The 18,768-nt window shown below is 40.6% G+C and carries 11 protein-coding genes and 4 tRNA genes; 6 read left to right on the plus strand and 9 right to left on the minus strand.

Annotation, left to right across the window (positions count from 1 at the left end; genetic code table 11):
- Positions 1 to 295: 295 nt before the first annotated feature.
- On the plus strand, positions 296 to 1,432 hold the full coding sequence (locus H5123_RS09395) for an alanine--glyoxylate aminotransferase family protein (protein ID WP_182697790.1): 1,137 nt from the start codon (positions 296 to 298) through the stop codon (positions 1,430 to 1,432).
- 77 nt (positions 1,433 to 1,509) lie between these two features.
- Here H5123_RS09395 and H5123_RS09400 read toward each other — a convergent pair whose 3' ends face one another.
- Entirely contained in the window at positions 1,510 to 1,758 is a 249-nt protein-coding gene (locus H5123_RS09400) for a ubiquinone biosynthesis accessory factor UbiK (protein WP_124017536.1), read from the minus strand.
- A 143-nt stretch (positions 1,759 to 1,901) separates the two neighbouring features.
- Between H5123_RS09400 and rep the strand changes: the two genes are divergently transcribed.
- On the plus strand, positions 1,902 to 3,914 hold the full coding sequence (gene rep / locus H5123_RS09405) for a DNA helicase Rep (RefSeq protein WP_124017537.1): 2,013 nt from the start codon (positions 1,902 to 1,904) through the stop codon (positions 3,912 to 3,914).
- 23 nt (positions 3,915 to 3,937) lie between these two features.
- Here the strand turns inward: rep and H5123_RS09410 are convergent, their stop codons facing one another.
- Positions 3,938 to 6,562 (minus strand): diguanylate cyclase domain-containing protein, encoded by a 2,625-nt coding sequence (locus tag H5123_RS09410; protein ID WP_182697791.1) that lies wholly within the window; start codon positions 6,560 to 6,562, stop codon positions 3,938 to 3,940.
- Positions 6,563 to 6,814: 252 nt separating this feature from the next.
- On the opposite strand from H5123_RS09410, the gene H5123_RS09415 reads away from it, so the two are divergent.
- From H5123_RS09415 to H5123_RS09430, 4 genes are all read left to right on the plus strand, one after another.
- Positions 6,815 to 6,891, plus strand: a tRNA-Arg gene (locus H5123_RS09415).
- Between the two features lie 51 nt (positions 6,892 to 6,942).
- Positions 6,943 to 7,018 (plus strand) — tRNA-His (locus H5123_RS09420).
- 26 nt (positions 7,019 to 7,044) lie between these two features.
- Positions 7,045 to 7,121 (plus strand) — tRNA-Pro (locus H5123_RS09425).
- Positions 7,122 to 7,180: 59 nt separating this feature from the next.
- A tRNA-Pro gene (locus H5123_RS09430) sits at positions 7,181 to 7,257 on the plus strand.
- Positions 7,258 to 7,694: 437 nt separating this feature from the next.
- Here the strand turns inward: H5123_RS09430 and H5123_RS09435 are convergent.
- The 7 genes from H5123_RS09435 to H5123_RS09465 form a co-directional block, all read right to left on the minus strand.
- Positions 7,695 to 9,617 carry an EAL domain-containing protein gene (locus H5123_RS09435; RefSeq protein WP_182697792.1) on the minus strand — a complete coding sequence of 641 codons (1,923 nt, stop codon included), beginning with the start codon at positions 9,615 to 9,617 and terminating at the stop codon, positions 7,695 to 7,697.
- A gap of 7 nt (positions 9,618 to 9,624) precedes the next feature.
- Positions 9,625 to 10,275 carry a transglutaminase-like cysteine peptidase gene (locus H5123_RS09440; RefSeq protein ID WP_182697793.1) on the minus strand — a complete coding sequence of 217 codons (651 nt, stop codon included), beginning with the start codon at positions 10,273 to 10,275 and terminating at the stop codon, positions 9,625 to 9,627.
- Between the two features lie 86 nt (positions 10,276 to 10,361).
- On the minus strand, positions 10,362 to 10,967 hold the full coding sequence (locus H5123_RS09445) for an OmpA family protein (RefSeq protein ID WP_182697794.1): 606 nt from the start codon (positions 10,965 to 10,967) through the stop codon (positions 10,362 to 10,364).
- Positions 10,967 to 12,379 carry a TolC family outer membrane protein gene (locus H5123_RS09450; RefSeq protein ID WP_182697795.1) on the minus strand — a complete coding sequence of 471 codons (1,413 nt, stop codon included), beginning with the start codon at positions 12,377 to 12,379 and terminating at the stop codon, positions 10,967 to 10,969. The genes H5123_RS09445 and H5123_RS09450 overlap by 1 nt, the downstream gene beginning before the upstream one ends.
- A gap of 22 nt (positions 12,380 to 12,401) precedes the next feature.
- On the minus strand, positions 12,402 to 13,784 hold the full coding sequence (locus H5123_RS09455) for an HlyD family type I secretion periplasmic adaptor subunit (protein WP_182697796.1): 1,383 nt from the start codon (positions 13,782 to 13,784) through the stop codon (positions 12,402 to 12,404).
- Positions 13,781 to 15,958 (minus strand): type I secretion system permease/ATPase, encoded by a 2,178-nt coding sequence (locus tag H5123_RS09460; protein WP_182697797.1) that lies wholly within the window; start codon positions 15,956 to 15,958, stop codon positions 13,781 to 13,783. Before H5123_RS09460 ends, H5123_RS09455 begins: the two co-directional genes overlap by 4 nt.
- Positions 15,959 to 16,040: 82 nt before the next feature.
- On the minus strand, positions 16,041 to 18,768 hold a 2,728-nt coding region (locus tag H5123_RS09465), incomplete at its 5' end, for a VWA domain-containing protein (RefSeq protein WP_182697798.1).

The following is an 18,768-nucleotide window of genomic DNA, read 5'->3' on the forward strand; positions in this document are numbered from 1 at the left end:
GGGTCTATGGCAAGTTAATTCAACACCGTTAGCAAGACAAAGGGCTGTTTGAGAGGCGTTTGTTATCCCTAGTTCAGGTTAACTACCATTCTTAGGTGATTTAGTGCCTCAATGTGGTATTGTCAGTACGCCTAAAACGAAAAAATATTCGTGGGTCTGTAGAAACGATTACCAACAAGTGAATGTTGATTTATTTTGCTGCAACTGATTGGTATGTTTTGCTTTATATGTAGGGTAAATTTTTCCAGATTCATATTGAGTTATGAATTTTAGACCTCATTTTAAGGAGACATTGATGTTACCCGTGCCAACAATTCCAGTTTTTATGCCACCGCGCAGAATCTTAATGGGCCCAGGCCCATCTGATGTGTATCCCGAAGTGCTTGCGGCACAATCAAAGCCGACTATCGGTCACCTTGACCCATTATTTGTCGGCATGATGGATGAGCTCAAAAGATTAATTCAATATGCTTTTCAAACTAAAAACGAAATGACTTTAGCGGTATCAGCACCAGGTAGTGCCGGAATGGAAACCTGTTTTGTCAATTTAGTTGAGCCAGGCGAAAAGGTCATCGTATGTCGTAATGGGGTGTTTGGTGAGCGCATGCGTCAAAACGTTGAACGAGTTGGCGGTGTAGCAGTTGTTGTCGACAATGAATGGGGCGAACCTGTATGCCCAGATAAAGTTGAAGCAGCACTCGTGGCGCATCCAGATGCAAAATTTCTCGCATTTGTACATGCCGAAACCTCAACTGGTGCGCTGTCTGATGCGAAAACCTTGTGCACCTTAGCGCAATTACATGACTGTATCAGTATTGTTGATGCCGTAACCTCATTGGGTGGTGTTGAATTACTAGTGGATGAGTGGGGCATTGATGCCATTTATTCTGGCAGCCAAAAGTGTCTCTCCTGTGTCCCCGGTTTATCGCCTGTGTCATTTTCACCTAAAGCGGTTGCCAAGCTTAAAGCCCGTACTACCCAGGTGCAAAGTTGGTTTTTAGATCAAACCTTAGTCATGGGGTATTGGGGCAATAGTGCTGGTGCTAAACGCAGTTATCATCATACTGCGCCAGTGAATGCCTTATATGCTCTGCATGAATCTTTACGTTTACTTGCCAATGAAGGGCTCGAAAATGCCTGGGCAAGACACCGAAAAATGCACTTGTTACTACGTGATGGGCTAACAACATTAGGCTTTAAATTTGTGGTTGAAGAGTCGTCGCGTTTACCGCAACTCAATACAGTATACATTCCAGACGGTGTCGATGACGCTGCAGTGCGTAAGCATTTATTGGAAGAATATAATTTAGAAATTGGTGCTGGACTAGGAGCTTTAGCAGGTAAAGCATGGCGTATCGGCCTGATGGGCTTCAGTGCTCGTCGTGAAAATGTCGCCCTTTGCTTACACGCATTAGAAGAGTCGTTAACATAAACATTGATTGTTGAATCATCATAAAAATGACGCTTTAGAGCGTCATTTTTTATGATTTTTCAGAGATTATTTAGTCGCTAATCAGCTAACTTTTTCTCTAATTCATTGACTTGTACTTGTAATGCTTCCAGCTTTTCACGGGTTTTCAGTAACACATGTTGCTGCACTTCAAACTCTTCACGCGATACCACATCCAGCTTCATCAGTTGGTTTTGTAATAGCTGCTTGCTGCGCTCTTCAAATTCCCCGGCAAACTGCTTAACACCGCTAGGTAAGTTGTCGCTAAGTTGTTTAGCGAGCTCTTCAATTTTCTTTGGATTAATCATTATGATCCCCTACTGATATATTGAGTTAATTGTAACCGAGGTGAGCGCTTTTCCAAACCTTAACTGTGATTTTTCGTTAACCGTCACCAGTTGATTCTGCTATGATCCGCCTTTGTTTAACGTTAAGTAAGGTGTAATAATTAATGAAACTCAATCCAGGGCAAAATGAAGCCGTACATTATGTGTCGGGTCCATGCTTAGTGCTTGCTGGCGCGGGGAGTGGTAAAACACGAGTTATCATTAATAAAATTGCTTACTTAGTTGAAAAGTGTGGCTACAAAGCCCGTAATATTGCCGCCGTAACCTTTACTAATAAAGCCGCACGTGAAATGAAAGAGCGTGTGGCTCAGTCTATGGGCCGCAAAGAAGCCCGTGGATTATGGATATCTACCTTTCACACCTTAGGACTCGAAATCATTAAGCGTGAGCATAAAGTGCTTGGGCTTAAGGCGGGTTTCTCTTTGTTTGATGATCAAGACACCTTCGCGCTATTAAAAGAGCTGACTGAAGATGAGTTCGATGACGATAAAGATTTAATCAAGTCCTTGGCATCAGCCATATCGAACTGGAAAGGGGGATTAGTGATCCCTCAGCAGGCAATCAGTATGGCAAAAGATGAGCAAAGCCAATTATTTGCTACCTTGTATCAACGATATGCTCAGCATATGAAGTCCTATAATGCGCTCGATTTTGATGATCTTATCTTAATTCCAACCTTATTGTTGCGGATGAATGAAGAGGTGCGCACCCGCTGGCAAACCAAAATTCAATACTTGCTGGTGGATGAGTATCAAGATACTAATACTAGCCAATACGAATTAGTGAAACTGTTGGTGGGTCAGCGTTCACGTTTTACCGTGGTAGGTGATGACGATCAGTCTATTTATTCTTGGCGTGGCGCCAAACCGCAGAATCTGGTGTTGCTAGGAACTGATTTTCCTAAGCTTAAATTAATTAAGCTAGAGCAAAACTATCGATCAAGCCAACGTATTCTCCGTGCTGCCAATATTTTGATTGCCAACAACCCTCACGTGTACGATAAGGCGTTATTTAGTGAGTTAGCTTATGGTGAGCCACTAAGAGTATTAATAGCCGCTAACGAAGAGCAGGAAGCTGAGCGAGTGGTGGCAGAGATAATTCGGCATAAGTTTGTTGGGCGGACTAAATTTGGTGATTACGCCATTTTATACCGAGGTAATCATCAATCTCGTTTACTCGAACGATCGCTCATGACCAACCGCATTCCTTATAAGCTCAGTGGTGGTACTTCCTTTTTCTCCCGAGCAGAAATTAAAGACATCATGGGGTATTTACGTTTAGTGGTGAATCCTGACGATGATAATGCTTTTTTGCGGGTGGTTAATTTGCCTAAACGTGGTATCGGCCCTGCATCGCTGGAACGTTTGGGGAATTTTGCTAATCAAAAGCATATTTCGCTATTTGAAGCTATTTTTGATGTTGAATTGAATCATCACCTTGCCCCCGCGGCCGTCAACTCGCTGTATCAATTCGGCAAATTTATTGTTGATACTGGTGAGCTAGCAACTCGTGGAGAGCCGGTTGAAGCGATTAAACAGCTGATCCGCAAAATTAATTACGAAGATTATCTGTACGAAACCAGTACCAGCGCTAAAGCGGCCGAAATGAGGATGAAAAATATTTCGGAATTATACCGTTGGGTTACCGAAATGCTCGAAGGTGATGAGTTAGATGAACCGATGACGCTACCGGAAGTGGTTACTCGATTAACCCTGCGCGACATGATGGAACGTAATAGCGAGGATGAAGGTGGCGATCAAGTACAGTTAATGACTTTACATGCTTCTAAAGGACTGGAATATCCTTTTGTATTTATGGTGGGGGTTGAAGAGAGAATTTTACCGCACCAGTCGAGTATTGACGAAGACAATGTCGATGAAGAACGGCGTCTGGCTTATGTGGGGATAACGCGAGCGCAGCGTGAATTATGGTTTGTGATATGTCGCGAGCGCCGCCAATTTGGTGAGACGATGCGCTGTGAACCCAGTCGCTTTTTACTTGAGTTACCACAAGATGACTTAATCTGGGAAAACCGTAAGCCAGTTCAAACTGAAGAGCAGCGTGTGGAAACCAGTAAAAGCCATATTGCCAACATACGCGATATGTTTAAAAAGTAGTGCTAATTAGGTTGGCCTATTGATTAGGCACAAGACTTATGGGGCTTTTTTTTTTCGTTAAATAATTTGCTGATTGCTCGCCCTTGACCACGCATATAACCAAGTTCTAAAAACTGTCTTACTTGTTGTTGCGTGTCAATGGTAGTGGCGTACATGTCGAAATTAAGTGTTTGCGCCGTCAATTGGTAAGCTTTGACTAATTGTAACTGTTTATCATTGAGTAAGTGCTTACTGATGTCTTCATCTAACTTTAACGCTTTAATCGGTAAGAAGCTTAAGCAACTGAGCGAGCTGTAACCTGTACCATAGCCATCGATACCGATTTGCACATCCAGTTGCGAGATAAGCTCGAAGCCATTGATATGATTTTCGGTGTCTTGCATCAAGGCTTGTTCGTTAAAAAATAATATCAGTTTACGTAAATCGATATTACTGCCTTTGATGGTATTTTTTAGATTGCGTAACACAAACTTATTTTTAATATGTTGACTGCTAATCGATAAGTGTAGATCAATATTGGTACCATATCGTTGCTTAATTGATTGGAAATGTTCATTTAAGTGGCCAAACATATAAGCATCTAAATTCAGTGTTAGCTGATATTGTGCCGCCAAGCGTTTCATTTTTGAGTGATCAATAATGCCTTGTTTTAGATGATGCCATTCAACTTGTGGTTCAATAGCAATAATCTCACCAGTGTTAAAGTCGACCACTTCAATATAATGTATCTTAAATCCCTGTTGCTCGAGCGCCTGCTTAAATTCAATTTCTAAGTCATGTTGTAATTTAGATTTCGCGCTCAGCTTGTTATCAAAAATGACGAAACACCCTTTACCATTTGCTTTAGCTTGATACATTGCGGCGTCAGCATCTCGCAGAAGAGATTCACTGGTCACTAGCTTATTACGTCCGCTAAAAGCCACCCCTATACTCGCACCAGAGATGAATTCTTGTTTGGCTAACTGATAGGGCATAGATAATGTTTGTAAAATACGCTCACAGACTTCGACGGCATCTTCTGTGGCATTAATTGAGTCCAGTAATATAACAAATTCATCACCGCCCATGCGAGCCAGAGTATCGTTGTCGCGAATACATGATTTTATGCGTTGTGACGTTTCAATTAAAAAACGATCGCCTTCTAGGTGACCAAAAGAGTCATTGATCACCTTGAAACGGTCAAGATCGATAAATAATAATGCAAATTGATCTAGCCCATGACGACGTAAGTGCTTTAATGCTTGTGATAAACGTTCCATCAAATAGCTACGGTTAGGTAACCCTGTCAGGCCATCATGTTGAGCATCATATAATAATTGATCTTCCATTTTCCGGCGTTGATTAATCTCTTTTTGGAGATTGTTGTTGAGTTCTGCAAGCGCCATGGTCCGTTGAACAACTTTATCTTCTAATAGCTCGTGGCTATTCTTCAGTGACTCCGCGGCGAGTTTACGTTCAATCGCATTAGCCATGTGCTGCGACACAAAGGTCAGCAGTTCAAGATCTTTTAATTGATAAATATGGGCGTCATCTAGACTATAAATGGTTAATGCCCCAGCTACTTCACCATTAATGATTAACGGAATACCTATCCATTGATGCATTCTATCGGTTTTGTTTAATTCTGGTGATTTAGCATAAATTTCACCTAGGCTAACCATGGTCGAGATATCTTTAGCTGAAAATAATCGCGGCAATTTATGTTGGAGAATATATTCGGTTAATCCATCCTGCATTGGGCGAGAGGCAGGATATTCAGCCGTCATTTGCGACACATAAAACGGAAACGACAGCATATTATTTTTGTCAATTAACGAAATAAAACAGTTATTGGCAGGAATGAGCTGGCTGATAATAGCGTGGAGCCGTAAGTAGAAATCTTGCTGAAGCACGTTGGATGCAGATAAATCGGCAATTTCAAACAGTGTTTTTTGCAATTTCTCCGCTTTAACTCGCTCAGTGACTTCTTGTTTAACCTTCTCATACGCTTGGCTGAGCTCTTTAGTGCGCTCCACAATGGCTTGCTCAAGTTGTTGATGATGCTCAAGCCGTTCCATTACTCCTGAAATATGATGGCAAATAAAGCCCATTAACTCTAATTCTAACTCACCGTAAGTATTGGCTTCGTTGTAGCTTTGCACCACAAGCACACCACTGACGACGTCTTTGGTTTTAATCGGTACGCCAAGCCATTGATGGCTTGGCGAGCCAAGGCTTTTAATATCGCCACTGGCAATCAATTCATTAAACTTATTGTCGTCGCATAACAAAGGCTCACCATTGCGAAGCACATACCCAGTTAGACCACTATTGAGTAATGCCGATATTTCTTGGTCTGGGTAAAGCTCTGTTGGATGAGAATCTTGTTGGTCAGCAAAAAAGGGTAAACTTGTTAGCCCTGTTTTAGCATCCTGAGATGCAATAAAAAAGTTTTCTGCAGGGATAAGCTGTTGTAGATGCAAATGAACTCGTTGATAAAAGTCATCAAGTGAAGTGACCTGAGTTGCAATATTGGAAATACCGAGTAAGGCGTTTTGAATAATCTCAGAACGTTTATATTTTTTAGCCAAACGCCTTAAACGAGCGACCCGTTTTTGGAGATGCTCGATCCTAGGAAAGGTTTTAGAGTGACTAATGACTGTATCCATACCCTTGTTTATCGTTATCCTATTAATTCTGTAAACAAATATTGTTGAACAGTCATTATAATTACCATAAATATAAATGTGATCCAAGCGAAATAAATGTAAACACAAGGTTAATAATTGTCGTAAGTGATAAAAAACAGGTTAATTGTTGCCTTAAACGCGTAAAAGTTAGTCAGTCAGTCAAAAGAAAGTAAATCAAGGCTAGACGTGAAGCTGTTTTATCCCTATTATATGCCTCGCTAACCAAGGCGAGCGCCCATAGCTCAGCTGGATAGAGCGTACCCCTCCGGAGGGTAAGGCCGAAGGTTCGAATCCTTCTGGGCGCACCATTCGGCAAGTACAGTTTCTGTCGTATTGGTTAGTAGAATTGAAAGTCAGTGGTGATTGTAGCTCAGTTGGTAGAGTCCCGGATTGTGATTCCGGTTGTCGTGGGTTCGAGCCCCATCAGTCACCCCATTCAATTTGTTGTTTTATATTTATTTCGGTGATTAGCGCAGCCCGGTAGCGCATCTCGTTTGGGACGAGAGGGTCAGAGGTTCGAATCCTCTATCACCGACCACATTTAAGTAAACAGGTTAACTTGATTAATTGGTTTACTGCACAGTTTAAAGTAAATTTCGGTGATTAGCGCAGCCCGGTAGCGCATCTCGTTTGGGACGAGAGGGTCAGAGGTTCGAATCCTCTATCACCGACCAATTTAAAAAAGCCACTCTTTTGAGTGGCTTTTTGTTTTTCTAGAATCGATTAATGATTCCAATGGTATATTGTTATTTCAGCAACCATCATAAATCCTCAATCTAATTGATTGTATGCGCGTTAATATCGGTGTGCTGTTCTATTATGCCTATCTGTATTGAGCTCCTTAGGCTGCGTTATAGGCCGTATTAGCGCCTAATGATATATTGCCCCCAAGCAATAACTTTCTAGCAGTGGTTCAAGAGATCAACCTAAATGTGTTGTGGCCACTCCATTAAACGTGAACTCTGGGCAAGACGTTAAAATATAATTATAAAGATTATAAAGATTATAAGTTTAGACGTTAACCACTATCAATTAGTGAGCTAATCGCCAAGATATAAAAAAACCACTCAAAAGAGTGGTTAGTTTTCAGCGAGCAATTCATTGATATAATTTAAAGATCTATATTCACTGGCGGTGCAATAAAGCCTTGATAGGCATCCACTCTGAGATCTGTAAACCTTGTTAATTGTTCAGCTTCCTGGATCCCTGTGACAATAACTTGAATATCTAATCCCTTAGCAACATTGACTAACGCACGGCATAATTCGCTGTTATGTTGATTATCTTCAATGTAAGCCAGTGATTGGTCGAGTTTGACATAGTTAGGACGTAAGCTTTGTAAGTAGGCCATAGAGCCAAATTGACGACCAAAATGGTCAATACCAAAATGGGCGCCAGAATCTCTAATGACTTTACACAGATTTTCACAAGATTCTAAGTCGCTATAAACACTCGCTTCTGGAATTTCGAAACAAATACGATCGGCGTATTTACTGGCTCGTAGGAACTGTTTTAACCATATATGGAAATCAGTATCACTGATACTTTGATAGGTGAGGTTAATGGCAACACGTTCATAGTTACGTTCAAATAAACGATTTTCATTGATGGTTTCAATTAAGCAACGATCAAGCATAGTCCCTAATGAGAGCAATTCTACATAAGGCATAAATTGACCTGCATGCAGGGTTGTTTCGCCTATTTTCAGCTGACAATATAGCTCGCGTTGACAAATTTCATCTCTGGCACATAACTGAATAGGCTGCCAACGGAATTGGAAGTTTCTGGTCTTGATAGCATTGTTTAAATTACTGCGCCATTCTTCTCGGGTAAAAAGCTGCTTTTGAGTGTTTTCAAACCAATGGAACACCTTTTCGTCTTTAATGGCTTGTTGCAATGCGTTATCTGCTTGGGCCAGCATATCAGATACCGTCATTTGCCCTAAACGCTCTGCTACACCAATATAAAACTGTTCGTTGGGTTTGCAGCCAGATTTAGATATTTCTTTATTCACAGTGCGTATGAGGCTCTGCAAATATTTAGTCAGTTGGTCGTGTTCACAGTCTTCAACAAGAAAGGCAAATTCGTACGCAGCAATCCGCGCAATAACAGAAGAGGATATTTCATCTTGGTGATGCTGTAGTTTCTCCGCCAGAATACGAATTGTCTCATCACGAACTTGGAAACCATATTTACTGTGAACTTCTTCTAACCAATCCATTTTGACTAAGTAAAGCGCCCCGGTACTGGGCTCGCTTAACCAGCCATTCACTCGACTTACCATGTATTGTCTATTTGGCAGTCCAGATACTTGATCGACGAGATTTTTCTTTCTTAATGCAGAGACTTCTTCGTCGAGGGAGTTAAATACTTGTTTTAACTGAGCAGACATGCTGTTAAATGCATTGACTAGTTCTTTTAGTTCTTTGGTTTTTGGTGCAGGCATATCAGGGCCAAATTGGCGCTCAGCAATTTTTTTTGCGTGTACAGAAAGGGTATTTAATGGTTTTAATATCCAGCTTAATCCTACTCTTGCACAGATAATAGCAATGAGGAATAAGATCGAAAATAGAATAATAATGTCGGAAATAACCCGCCATAATTCTTGATAGCCAAAGCCAGGGTTTGCGGTAATTTCTAGTGTGGCAAGTTGCAACCAACCAGAAGTAATCGTGGTTTGTTTTTTTATCGTTTTAAACAAATTAAGATCTATAAACCATTGAGGAACATTGTCAACTCGTACAGCGTTATTCCACACCTGTTGCTTGCCACCCACTAACCAAGTTAACTTAATTTGTTGGTAGTAGCCGCCCTCAAAAATAACATTGACTAATGTTTCAGCTCCGGCATCATCACCCGCTTCTAAAACAGGCGTTAGCATCAGTCCTAATGAGTTGCTGGCATTATTAAGATCAGATTCCATCTGTTTAGATAAGAAACCTTGAGTCTCTGAAAATTGTACGTAGGCTACACTTGCAATTGTTAGCAAGAAAAGCCCAAAAAGTAACGCATAGATCTGCCTGAACAGGGTCATGTTGTTACTACTCCATGTTGAGTTTTGGTTGGCGTAGGCGATCTACACCTAATCTAAGTTTAAGGTCAGTCCATTTTTCAAGGCGTGATGATGAGCCAGCTAACACACCTCGACCTTTTTCTTTGTTTAACCATAATTGTTTACCATTAAAACTGTAAACAGGCAGAAGATCTGTTCTTTTTGTTGCCAGCTTTATGGTTTTATCTAAATTATCAAGCACTAGCGGGATTGAATTTGGTTTTTCGTAATACGCTAAAACCATATGATACTGATTTAAAGATGTTGCTTTTACCATGGTTATTCTGAGTTTGTCTTCAGGAATACCAAGCTGGAGTAGCGTAAAGTATTTTGCTATTGAAAAGTCTTCACAATCGCCGCCATTGGCACCAATGAACTCCATTGGCGATGCCCAATAATTGGAGTCGCCCCACAATGTTTGATCATCAATAAATCTAAATAAATTAAAAAATTGATTAACTTTTTCTAATTTGTCTATATCAGCAAGTTGTTGCGAATCTCTGACGATATTAAACCAAGCATTGGCCCGTAATCCGGCGCGATCGCCATAGCGTTGCGATAATGCAGCGACGGTTTTGTCTTGGTTTAACTCTTGTGTCGGAGCGGCAAATAAACATGAAACTAAAAGGGCCGATGCCATAATAAAAACATGGCAGACCCTTTTATATAGCGATATGGTTACTTTGCTGCTTTCGCGACTCAAAGAATCAATGCCTTGTATGTCCGTTAGTCAATTTCTTCATCTACAGTGTAGATATTCCATCGCATTGCTGGAATAGTATCATCAGCTGTCACTTCAGCGATTACACGTCGATTACGTTCCTCTGCTGCTGGTGTGCCACTGTTATCGATAGGACGATCAAAACTATAACCAATTGCCGTTAAGCGGCTTGGATTGATACCATAGGTGGTTTTTAACACATCAGTGACAGCTTTAGCACGATTTTGAGATAACGCTAAATTTAGCTCATAACTGCCAACTTTGCTTGTATGACCTTCAATTGTCACCCTTGTGGTCGGATATGTTTCCATCAATTTAGCTACTTTTTCAATTTGGTTATAATATTGAGGTTCGATAACCGTAGAATTATTACTAAATAGAATTTTTAAGTCTTGGCGTTCATTGATATTTGTTATTCTGCCACAACCATAGTTGTCAACCGCAGCACCCACAACAGTACCAGCGCAACGTTCACGGGCCATGATCACGCCATCACGGTCACTATCATTAAGATCAAATTGTTGAGTTGTAGATGGATTCGACTCAACAATATCGGTTACTGAACAGCCTGCAGTCGTTATCAATGCGAATAAAACTAGTAAGTATTTCATTATTTTACTCCTCCTTCATAATCCTGCTCTCCACGCCATTCTCCTGGACGTGTTACTCGAAGTGAGTCAAGTAGATCGCCAGTTGCATTTAGTACTCGATAGCGAGCGGCAATTTCATCGTACTCAGTTTGTAAGTAATCCTTACGAGCTTCAAATAGTTCATTTTCGGTATCGAGTAAGTCAAGAAGGGTACGTTGACCCAAATTAAACTGTTGTTCATAAGCGACTTGTGTCTGTTTTGCTGCAACAACATGTTCACGAATAAACTGTTTTTGCGGTGCTAACATTTCATAGGCATTCCAAGCTAAAGAAATGCCTTCAACAACTTCACGATAAGCGCGTTGTTGGACCTCTTTTGCCTCATTGATTTTATAGGCGCTCTCTCTGTCTTTAGAGGTGTCTTTACCACCAGAGAACAGGTTGTATTTCATCCTAACCATGGCGACTAAGTCATTATTATAGCCATTGACGTTCTGGCTATTAATCGCGCTATAGCCGTCTTCTCCAGAGGTATCATTATTCCAGTTACCGTTAAGCTCTAAACTTAATTTGGGATAATAGTTAGCTTGGCCTGAACTACGCTCTTTTTTAGCAGCATTAATGTCATTTTCTGCTGATTTTAATATTGGGTGTTTTGCTTTAGCTAACATGATCCCTTTATCTAAACTTTCAGGCAGCAAATCGGCATCAGGCACAGGTAGAATTAAGTCAACTGGCTGTGCTTCAACCACTCTAACAAAGGCTGCGCGGGCATCTTGTAGATTGTTTTTAGCTGAAATAACATTGGCATTTGCACGGGCGAGACGGCCTGCAATTTGCGATAAATCTGCTGTTGATCCCAATCCAGAATCTGTACGCTGTTTTATTTGGTCATATATCTCTTTATGACTCGCGAGATTTTTTTCAGACAGCAGTAATACTTGCTCACTACGGATGTAGTTTAAGTAGACTTTTGTCACATCCAATGCGGTATCTTCAGCAGCAGAAAATAATGCCCACTGATCTGCACTCGCTTCAAATGAATAGCGATCGACTTCGCTACTGGTATAAAAACCATCAAAAAGCATTTGTTTGATGCTAACACCGGCTTCGCCACGTTCTAAATCAATCATACCGTCACTATCAACATCACCTTGACCCGCTCGGCGACGTGTTGAAGGACTATCTGTTTGTTCCCAGCCATAACCCGCTGTGATATCAAGTGTCGGCATGTATCCTGATTGAGCTTGATTAACTTGCTCTTCACGTGCTTTAAAGCGATTAAAAGCTATACGTAAATCTGGGTTTGTATCTAGTGTATATGCAACAGCTTGCTCAAGTGTTTGACTTGAAGCTGTCGGGGCTATCAGCATTGACAAAGTTAGTGCTATAACAGTTAACTTGTTTTGCTGTTTTGTTGTAGTAATAGTCATTAAAAAACCCTCCTGGTTCTTCTTAGCGCTCTCTAAGAGCTGTATCTTTGGCTCTTAAAATTGGATTTAAAATATACTCAAGTATGGATCTTTTTCCTGTAATGACATCAACCGAAGTGAGCATTCCAGGAATAATTGGCATCTCTGTACCATCGTCTTTCATTAAACTGGATTCTTGTGTTCTTACTTTTACAATATAGAAACTGTTACCTTCATCGTCCTGTGACGTATCGGCACTAATATGCTCAACCGTTCCTTTGAGCCCACCATAACGAGTAAAGTCATAGGCAGTCACTTTGACGATTGCAGGTAATCCTGGATGTAAAAAAGCAATATCTTTTGGTATTATTTTGGTTTCTATCAGTAATTTATCTTCTGAAGGAACAATTTCCATAATATCTTCGCCTGGCTGAACAACTCCACCCAAAGTATTAAAGTTAATCTTTTTAATGGTGCCAATAACAGGAGAGGTAATGACAGCTTTGCTGACTTTATCAAATGCTCCTTTTTGCGCTTGGTTCATGCGCGATAATTTCGTTTGCATTTCATTTAGCTGTGCCCGTAGATCGGTAGCATAAACAAACACAGCGTCGCGACGTTTTAAAATGGCCTCATCCATAGCGGCTTTCACTTTTGGGCGCAAGAGTCTAACAGATTGTAATTCGCCCTGAATATCGTTTACGGTGCGCTCAAGTTTGAGGAGTTCTACTTCAGGCACAATGCCTTTACGAGCAAGCGGTCGAGTCAATTCGAGTTCGCGAGATACTAATTGATAACTTGTCGTAAGTGTACTGATTTTAGAAGCTAATTCTTCAATTTCTTGTTGTCGTTGTTGAATTTGACGCGCTAAAATTTCTAATTGGTTACTTAAATTATCAAGTCGAATGGAATACTCTTCTTGTTGGCGTTTAACCAGTTCTGGTTCTTCATCAATAATGGTTTGTGGAAAAACTAAATTTTGCTTAGTAATTTTCACTTGTTGGCGCCAGTCTGAGGACATGTCAGAGATAATGATGCTGTCCAACTCAGTGCGCATGCGAATAATATTTGTCTGTAACCCAAAGACCTCTTGCTCTTGTTGGTCAAAGTCTGAGCGAAATCGTGTGTCATCAATACGAGCTAAAGGTTGATCTTTAGTCACTAATCCACCTTCTTGAACATAGATCTCTTGTAAAATACCACCATCTAAACTTTGAATAACTTGCAGTTGTGAAGAGGGAATGACTTTACCGGTTCCTGTCGTCACCTGATCTAATTCTGAGAAATATGCCCAAATAAAAAAACACATCATCATTGCCGCGAGCGACCAAATAATAAGACGATGCCCTGACGGGGCATCGGTCATCATGGCGCCATAAACATCATCGACCATTTCTAAATCTTTCGTTGTCAGATATTTACTCATGAAGATTGGCCTCCAGACAGGGTCCCTGAATTGAGTTTTGCTAGGACCTCATCTTTAGGGCCATCAGCCACAACATGACCACGTTCGAGTACAATGATACGATCGACAAGATTTAATAAATGCATTTTATGAGTAATAAGTAGTAAGGTTCTTTCACGGCTGACTAACTGCATTGAGCGAATAAACTGCTTTTCAGCTCTAGCATCCAGGCTTGCCGTTGGCTCATCCATTAATAATATTGACGGATCATTTAATGTTGCTCTTGCTAAAGCAACGGTTTGCCTTTGACCACGACTAAGTGCGAGGCCACCTTCACCTACTTGTTGGTCTAAGCCTTCTGACTCCAGGTTAGTAAACATATTCACGCCAGACAGCTGGATCGCTCTTATTAATTGATGCTCTGTCACTTGACGAGAACCAAATAAAATATTGTCGCGAATGGTACCGTGAAATAAGGTGACGTCTTGGGGTAAGTAGCCAAAGTTACGTCTAAGATCGCTAGGGTGAATTTGTCCTGCATCAAGGCCATCATAGCGAAGACTACCTTGAGTTGGTTTGTACAATCCGAGCAGTAATTTGGCTAAGGTACTTTTACCTGAGCCATTTCGACCAATGATAGCAATACGCTCACCTGGATTAATACTGATCGAGAAAGGGTGTAAGCTTGGTTTTTCCGAGCCTGGAAAGCTGAAACTAATATTATCAGCTTCAATTTTGCCCATAAACCGTTCTTTACTGGCTAGATTTCCTTTGTCTTCAAACTCATCTTCTTGTTCCATGATAGCGTCTAGTTGGCGCAGTGAACTTATTGTATGATTACCACGAGTAATTAAGCCTGCTAATTGCGCCATCGGTGATATGGCTCTGCTAGATAGCATGACCGCAGCAATAATCCCACCCATAGATATTTCGTTATCAGCTAATCTATACACACCTAGTATCACAACCATGACAACAGTTAATTGCACCATGAAGTTAGCAATATTAGTCACATAATTGGATAACTTTTTAGTTTTAAGTTGCCAGTTAGCAGTATGACCGATCATTTGTTGCCAGCTTTTCTGTACTAAGCCTTCGGCGCCATTAGCTTTAATTGATTCTAATGCGGTTAAACTTTCTATTAAATGTCCATGCTTTAAGCTAGCAAAACGATTACTTTCTTCAATGGCTTGTTTTAGTTTAGGTTGAAGATAAAAGGTCACCGCAATAATAACTAAGCTGCAAATTACTGGGATGATGGCTAAATCACCCGCGACAATATAGATGATGACCACAAATAGCAGTGCAAACGGTAAATCAACTAATGTGGTTATGGTTGCAGAAGTTAAAAACTCCCGAATACTGTCAAACTCACCTAGTTGTCTTGCCATGCCGCCAACACTTGGCGAGCGTTTTGAAAGTGGAATACCAATGGCTTTTGCAAATAGTTTTGATGAAACAATAATGTCGACTTTTTTACCTGCAATATCGATTAAATAACTTCGTAACTGCCGCATAATAAAGTCAAATATATAAGCAATACTGGCACCTATGGCTAAAACCCAAAGTGATTCAAATGCAAGATTGGGCACCACTTTGTCATAAACATTCATAATAAAGAGTGGTGAAACTAGTGCAAAAAGGTTGACTAATACTGAGGCTATAAGCGCATCTCGGTAAATAGGAGCAGAGTCTTTTATGCTTTGCATTAACCAATGTGTTTTGCTGTCATGTAGATGAACATCAAAACTTTTATCACCGCGATAATCTTGTTTAACTAAAAATAAATAGCCGACGTATAGAGTTTCTAAACCTTCGATTGTTAGAGTATCTTCGCCACCCGTTTCGGGTAATTGAATTATGGCCTTGTCTTGTTCTAGATCTATTTCTCTTAAAATACATGCCTTTTTATCTTTTAATAATAAGATACAAGGCAATAAAATTTTGGAAATTTGATTTAAATCTTTTCGTGATAACTTCGCTGATAATCCAGCTCTACCAGCCGCTTGAGGGATTAAATCAGGTGTGATGACTGCACCAGATAGCGGAAGTCCTGCCGCAAGAGAATCTATTGAGCAAGGGTTGCCAAAATGTTCAGTTAATAACACTAGACAGTCGAGTAAAGGATCAACCGTTACCCGTTGGGCAGCCGAAATAGTCCATTGCTCACTTGTGTTAGACGCAGTTTTAGGCACCTAATCTTTATCCTTAATATTATTGTTAGAATTATCAAATATGCGCCACATAATACTATGTGGCGCAGTCAATGTGTTGTTATTAAGGAATAATATTTCCATTATGTTGATCAAATAGATCAGCATGAGTGGTTCCTGGTGACGGAGCTGGGTTGGCTGTTGCAGTATCAACAATAAGTGCACCATCATTAAGCAAACCGTTAATAATCACGCCCTCATCACTGCTACCGTATTCATGCGATAGGTCTACACCATCGAGTATGATCAATTGGTCAACACTGCCATTAAGGTCGGCATCGATAGAAATTGTCGTACTGCCATTACTGAACGAGAATTCAAGATAGGATTCTAAGTTACCGTTCTGTTCATTTTGTAATAAATCACTGATATGAAGAGAGTCATTGTTAACTTCGAAGTCTTTAATCGTATCTGTACCAGTATCGCCCTTAGACCATACAAAAGTGTCATTACCCAGACCACCAATGAGTGTGTCATCGCCTAAACCACCGATAAGCACGTCATTACCTTCGCCGCCATGGATAAGGTCATTGCCGCCTTGGCCGAAAATGATATCGTTACCCGCTGCGCCATTTAAAATATCGTTACCGTCATATTGATTATTGATATTAAATTCATTTACATGTTCACGAATGTAATCATGTACTTCACTTACATCAATATCGGCAATGTTTTGGCCTGTTTTATCTGCAACATAGCTTTGTAAAGCGAGATAGCCTTGTTCCGTTATACCAGCAAACTGGGCCAAGTCACCAAAGATAATGTCATTACCAGCAGCACCATCAACATTATCATCACCTTGAAGTAACTGTGTTTCAGTACCCAAAATAACAGAGGCAAGGTTGTTAGCATTAACACCAGTTACTGGAGTATTGTTAGAATCATAATTTTGTAGAGTAGTATAATTAATGCCGTTGCCGATCCCGATAGCTTCTATATCTGAAATGGCATTCAAATTAGCAAAAGCTGCAGGAGCGCTACTCGAATTGGTATTAGGATAACCATCGGTAATAAAGTAGGTTAAGTTTTCACCACCACTTAAACTGTTGAACCACCTTGTTGCAGCATCAAAGCCTGCTGCATAATTTGTATTACCACCAGAAGCCATGGCATTGAGTGCTGCGGCTAATAACGTAAGAGCATTGGTGTCAGCTAAGTTGACTGGAACTGAAGCTTGAAGGCCAGTATCAAAATCCACTAACAGAATATTCACTACGCCTGAATGCGTACCACCTATGCTTGCTTTTAGCGTATCAAACACTGAGGTTAACTGAGCTTTCATGATATCGAGCTGAGTACGACCTACACTTCCAGAAGTATCGACAATGAAGGCAATATTGTAAGATTCACCATCAACTATTTTTATCGACTGCTGATCACTAACGATAACATCGTTATTGTTTGTTCCTTGAATCGTGTCATCGTTAGGATTTCCGGTATAGCTCACATAAGTTGAGCTAGGATCAGATTCTCCCACAATATTTATAGTCACAGTTGCTGTATCTGTAGCACCATATTGATCTGTTACTGTGTAGGTAAAGGTATCAGTTGACAGCTCCCCAGCCGTTAGTGATTCAAATGCATTATTGGTGTCGTAAGAATAGGTACCATCACTGTGTATGGTCAGTAGTGCGCCACTATCTAGCAAAACGATCTGACCATCTGTAACTGTTGCACCATTCACCCCTGTTAGCGTAAATGTATGACCTTGCGCATCAGAGTCATTATTTAATAGGCCTAGGCTAGTATCTGTAATAGATAGCACGCTATCTTCAGAGACCATATAAGTGCCCATAATAGCTGGACCAGACGCGGTAATGCCGGTTAAGAAGTAATCAGATGAGTCACTTAAGACACTACCATTCGTTGCTTCATTAATTGTCTGTGTTGCTTCAAACACTAATTGGTCAAAGACAATATTACCAGTGTCAATATTGAAAGTCCCCACATTGCCAGCGTCCGTCTTGAATGTGTCGCTTGCGACTAGTTGGCCATTATAATAAGCCTTCCAAATTCCTTGTTCGCCATTATTTTCATCTGAAAACAGGTTAGAAACACTGAATTCAGCTTTATTTACTAGGCCATTAAAATCAATGACAACCGACTCTGAGGTGCCTGTCGCTGAGTTATATTCAATTTGTCCAGTAATTTGGTCTGAGCTGCGTGGAGATCCTGCTACTCCGAGCAAATTATTACCAGGTTCATAGTTTAATACACCCATAGAACCATCAGCATTACGAGCGGATATCGTCATTAGATTCTCGCCATTAGACTGTGGAATAGTCCAAGCGGTATTAGAACCTGTGGTCACTGAATATGATGATCCAGGAAGGTCATCGTTAGCATCAACGTTATTAAGATCAAAGGTCACAATTGCAGTATCACTTAAGCTGCCATCACTTGTCTTAACGGTTAGGCTAATTTGGCTACCATTGTCATAGTTAATTTGTGTCGTGTCATTAACAGAAATGACACCAGTCTGAGCATCAATAATAAATGCACCATTTTCGCTAATTAAGCTGCTCGATCCATTAGCTAGAATGAAAGAGTAAGTTAAGTTATCACTATCAATATCGGTATCGTTACCTGTGTTGGCATCATTCACATCATATACGCTAGTGCCATTGGCAATCGAATCGTTAATAGTGCTGCTGTAATCATCAATAACAGGCGCTTCATTGACATCAAGCTCAGTGAGGGTGACGTTAATGTTGGTGGTGTTGACGCCATCTGAGGCGCCGACGACTAAATTGTGCACGTTCGCCAGGGCTTCAAAGTCATTGGCGACGGCG

Origin of the sequence: Shewanella sp. SR43-4 (assembly GCF_014163845.1) — a bacterium.
GTDB lineage: Bacteria > Pseudomonadota > Gammaproteobacteria > Enterobacterales > Shewanellaceae > Shewanella > Shewanella vesiculosa.

What these genes read in the sequence shown, in the direction of transcription:
- H5123_RS09410 (WP_182697791.1), bottom strand. Translation starts at nt 6,562, where the DNA reads ATGGATACAGTCATTAGTCACTCTAAAACCTTTCCTAGGATCGAGCAT.
- H5123_RS09400 (WP_124017536.1), bottom strand. Translation starts at nt 1,758, where the DNA reads ATGATTAATCCAAAGAAAATTGAAGAGCTCGCTAAACAACTTAGCGAC.
- H5123_RS09455 (WP_182697796.1), bottom strand. Translation starts at nt 13,784, where the DNA reads ATGAGTAAATATCTGACAACGAAAGATTTAGAAATGGTCGATGATGTT.
- H5123_RS09395 (WP_182697790.1), top strand. Translation starts at nt 296, where the DNA reads ATGTTACCCGTGCCAACAATTCCAGTTTTTATGCCACCGCGCAGAATC.
- rep (WP_124017537.1), top strand. Translation starts at nt 1,902, where the DNA reads ATGAAACTCAATCCAGGGCAAAATGAAGCCGTACATTATGTGTCGGGT.
- H5123_RS09440 (WP_182697793.1), bottom strand. Translation starts at nt 10,275, where the DNA reads ATGGCATCGGCCCTTTTAGTTTCATGTTTATTTGCCGCTCCGACACAA.
- H5123_RS09450 (WP_182697795.1), bottom strand. Translation starts at nt 12,379, where the DNA reads ATGACTATTACTACAACAAAACAGCAAAACAAGTTAACTGTTATAGCA.
- H5123_RS09445 (WP_182697794.1), bottom strand. Translation starts at nt 10,967, where the DNA reads ATGAAATACTTACTAGTTTTATTCGCATTGATAACGACTGCAGGCTGT.
- H5123_RS09435 (WP_182697792.1), bottom strand. Translation starts at nt 9,617, where the DNA reads ATGACCCTGTTCAGGCAGATCTATGCGTTACTTTTTGGGCTTTTCTTG.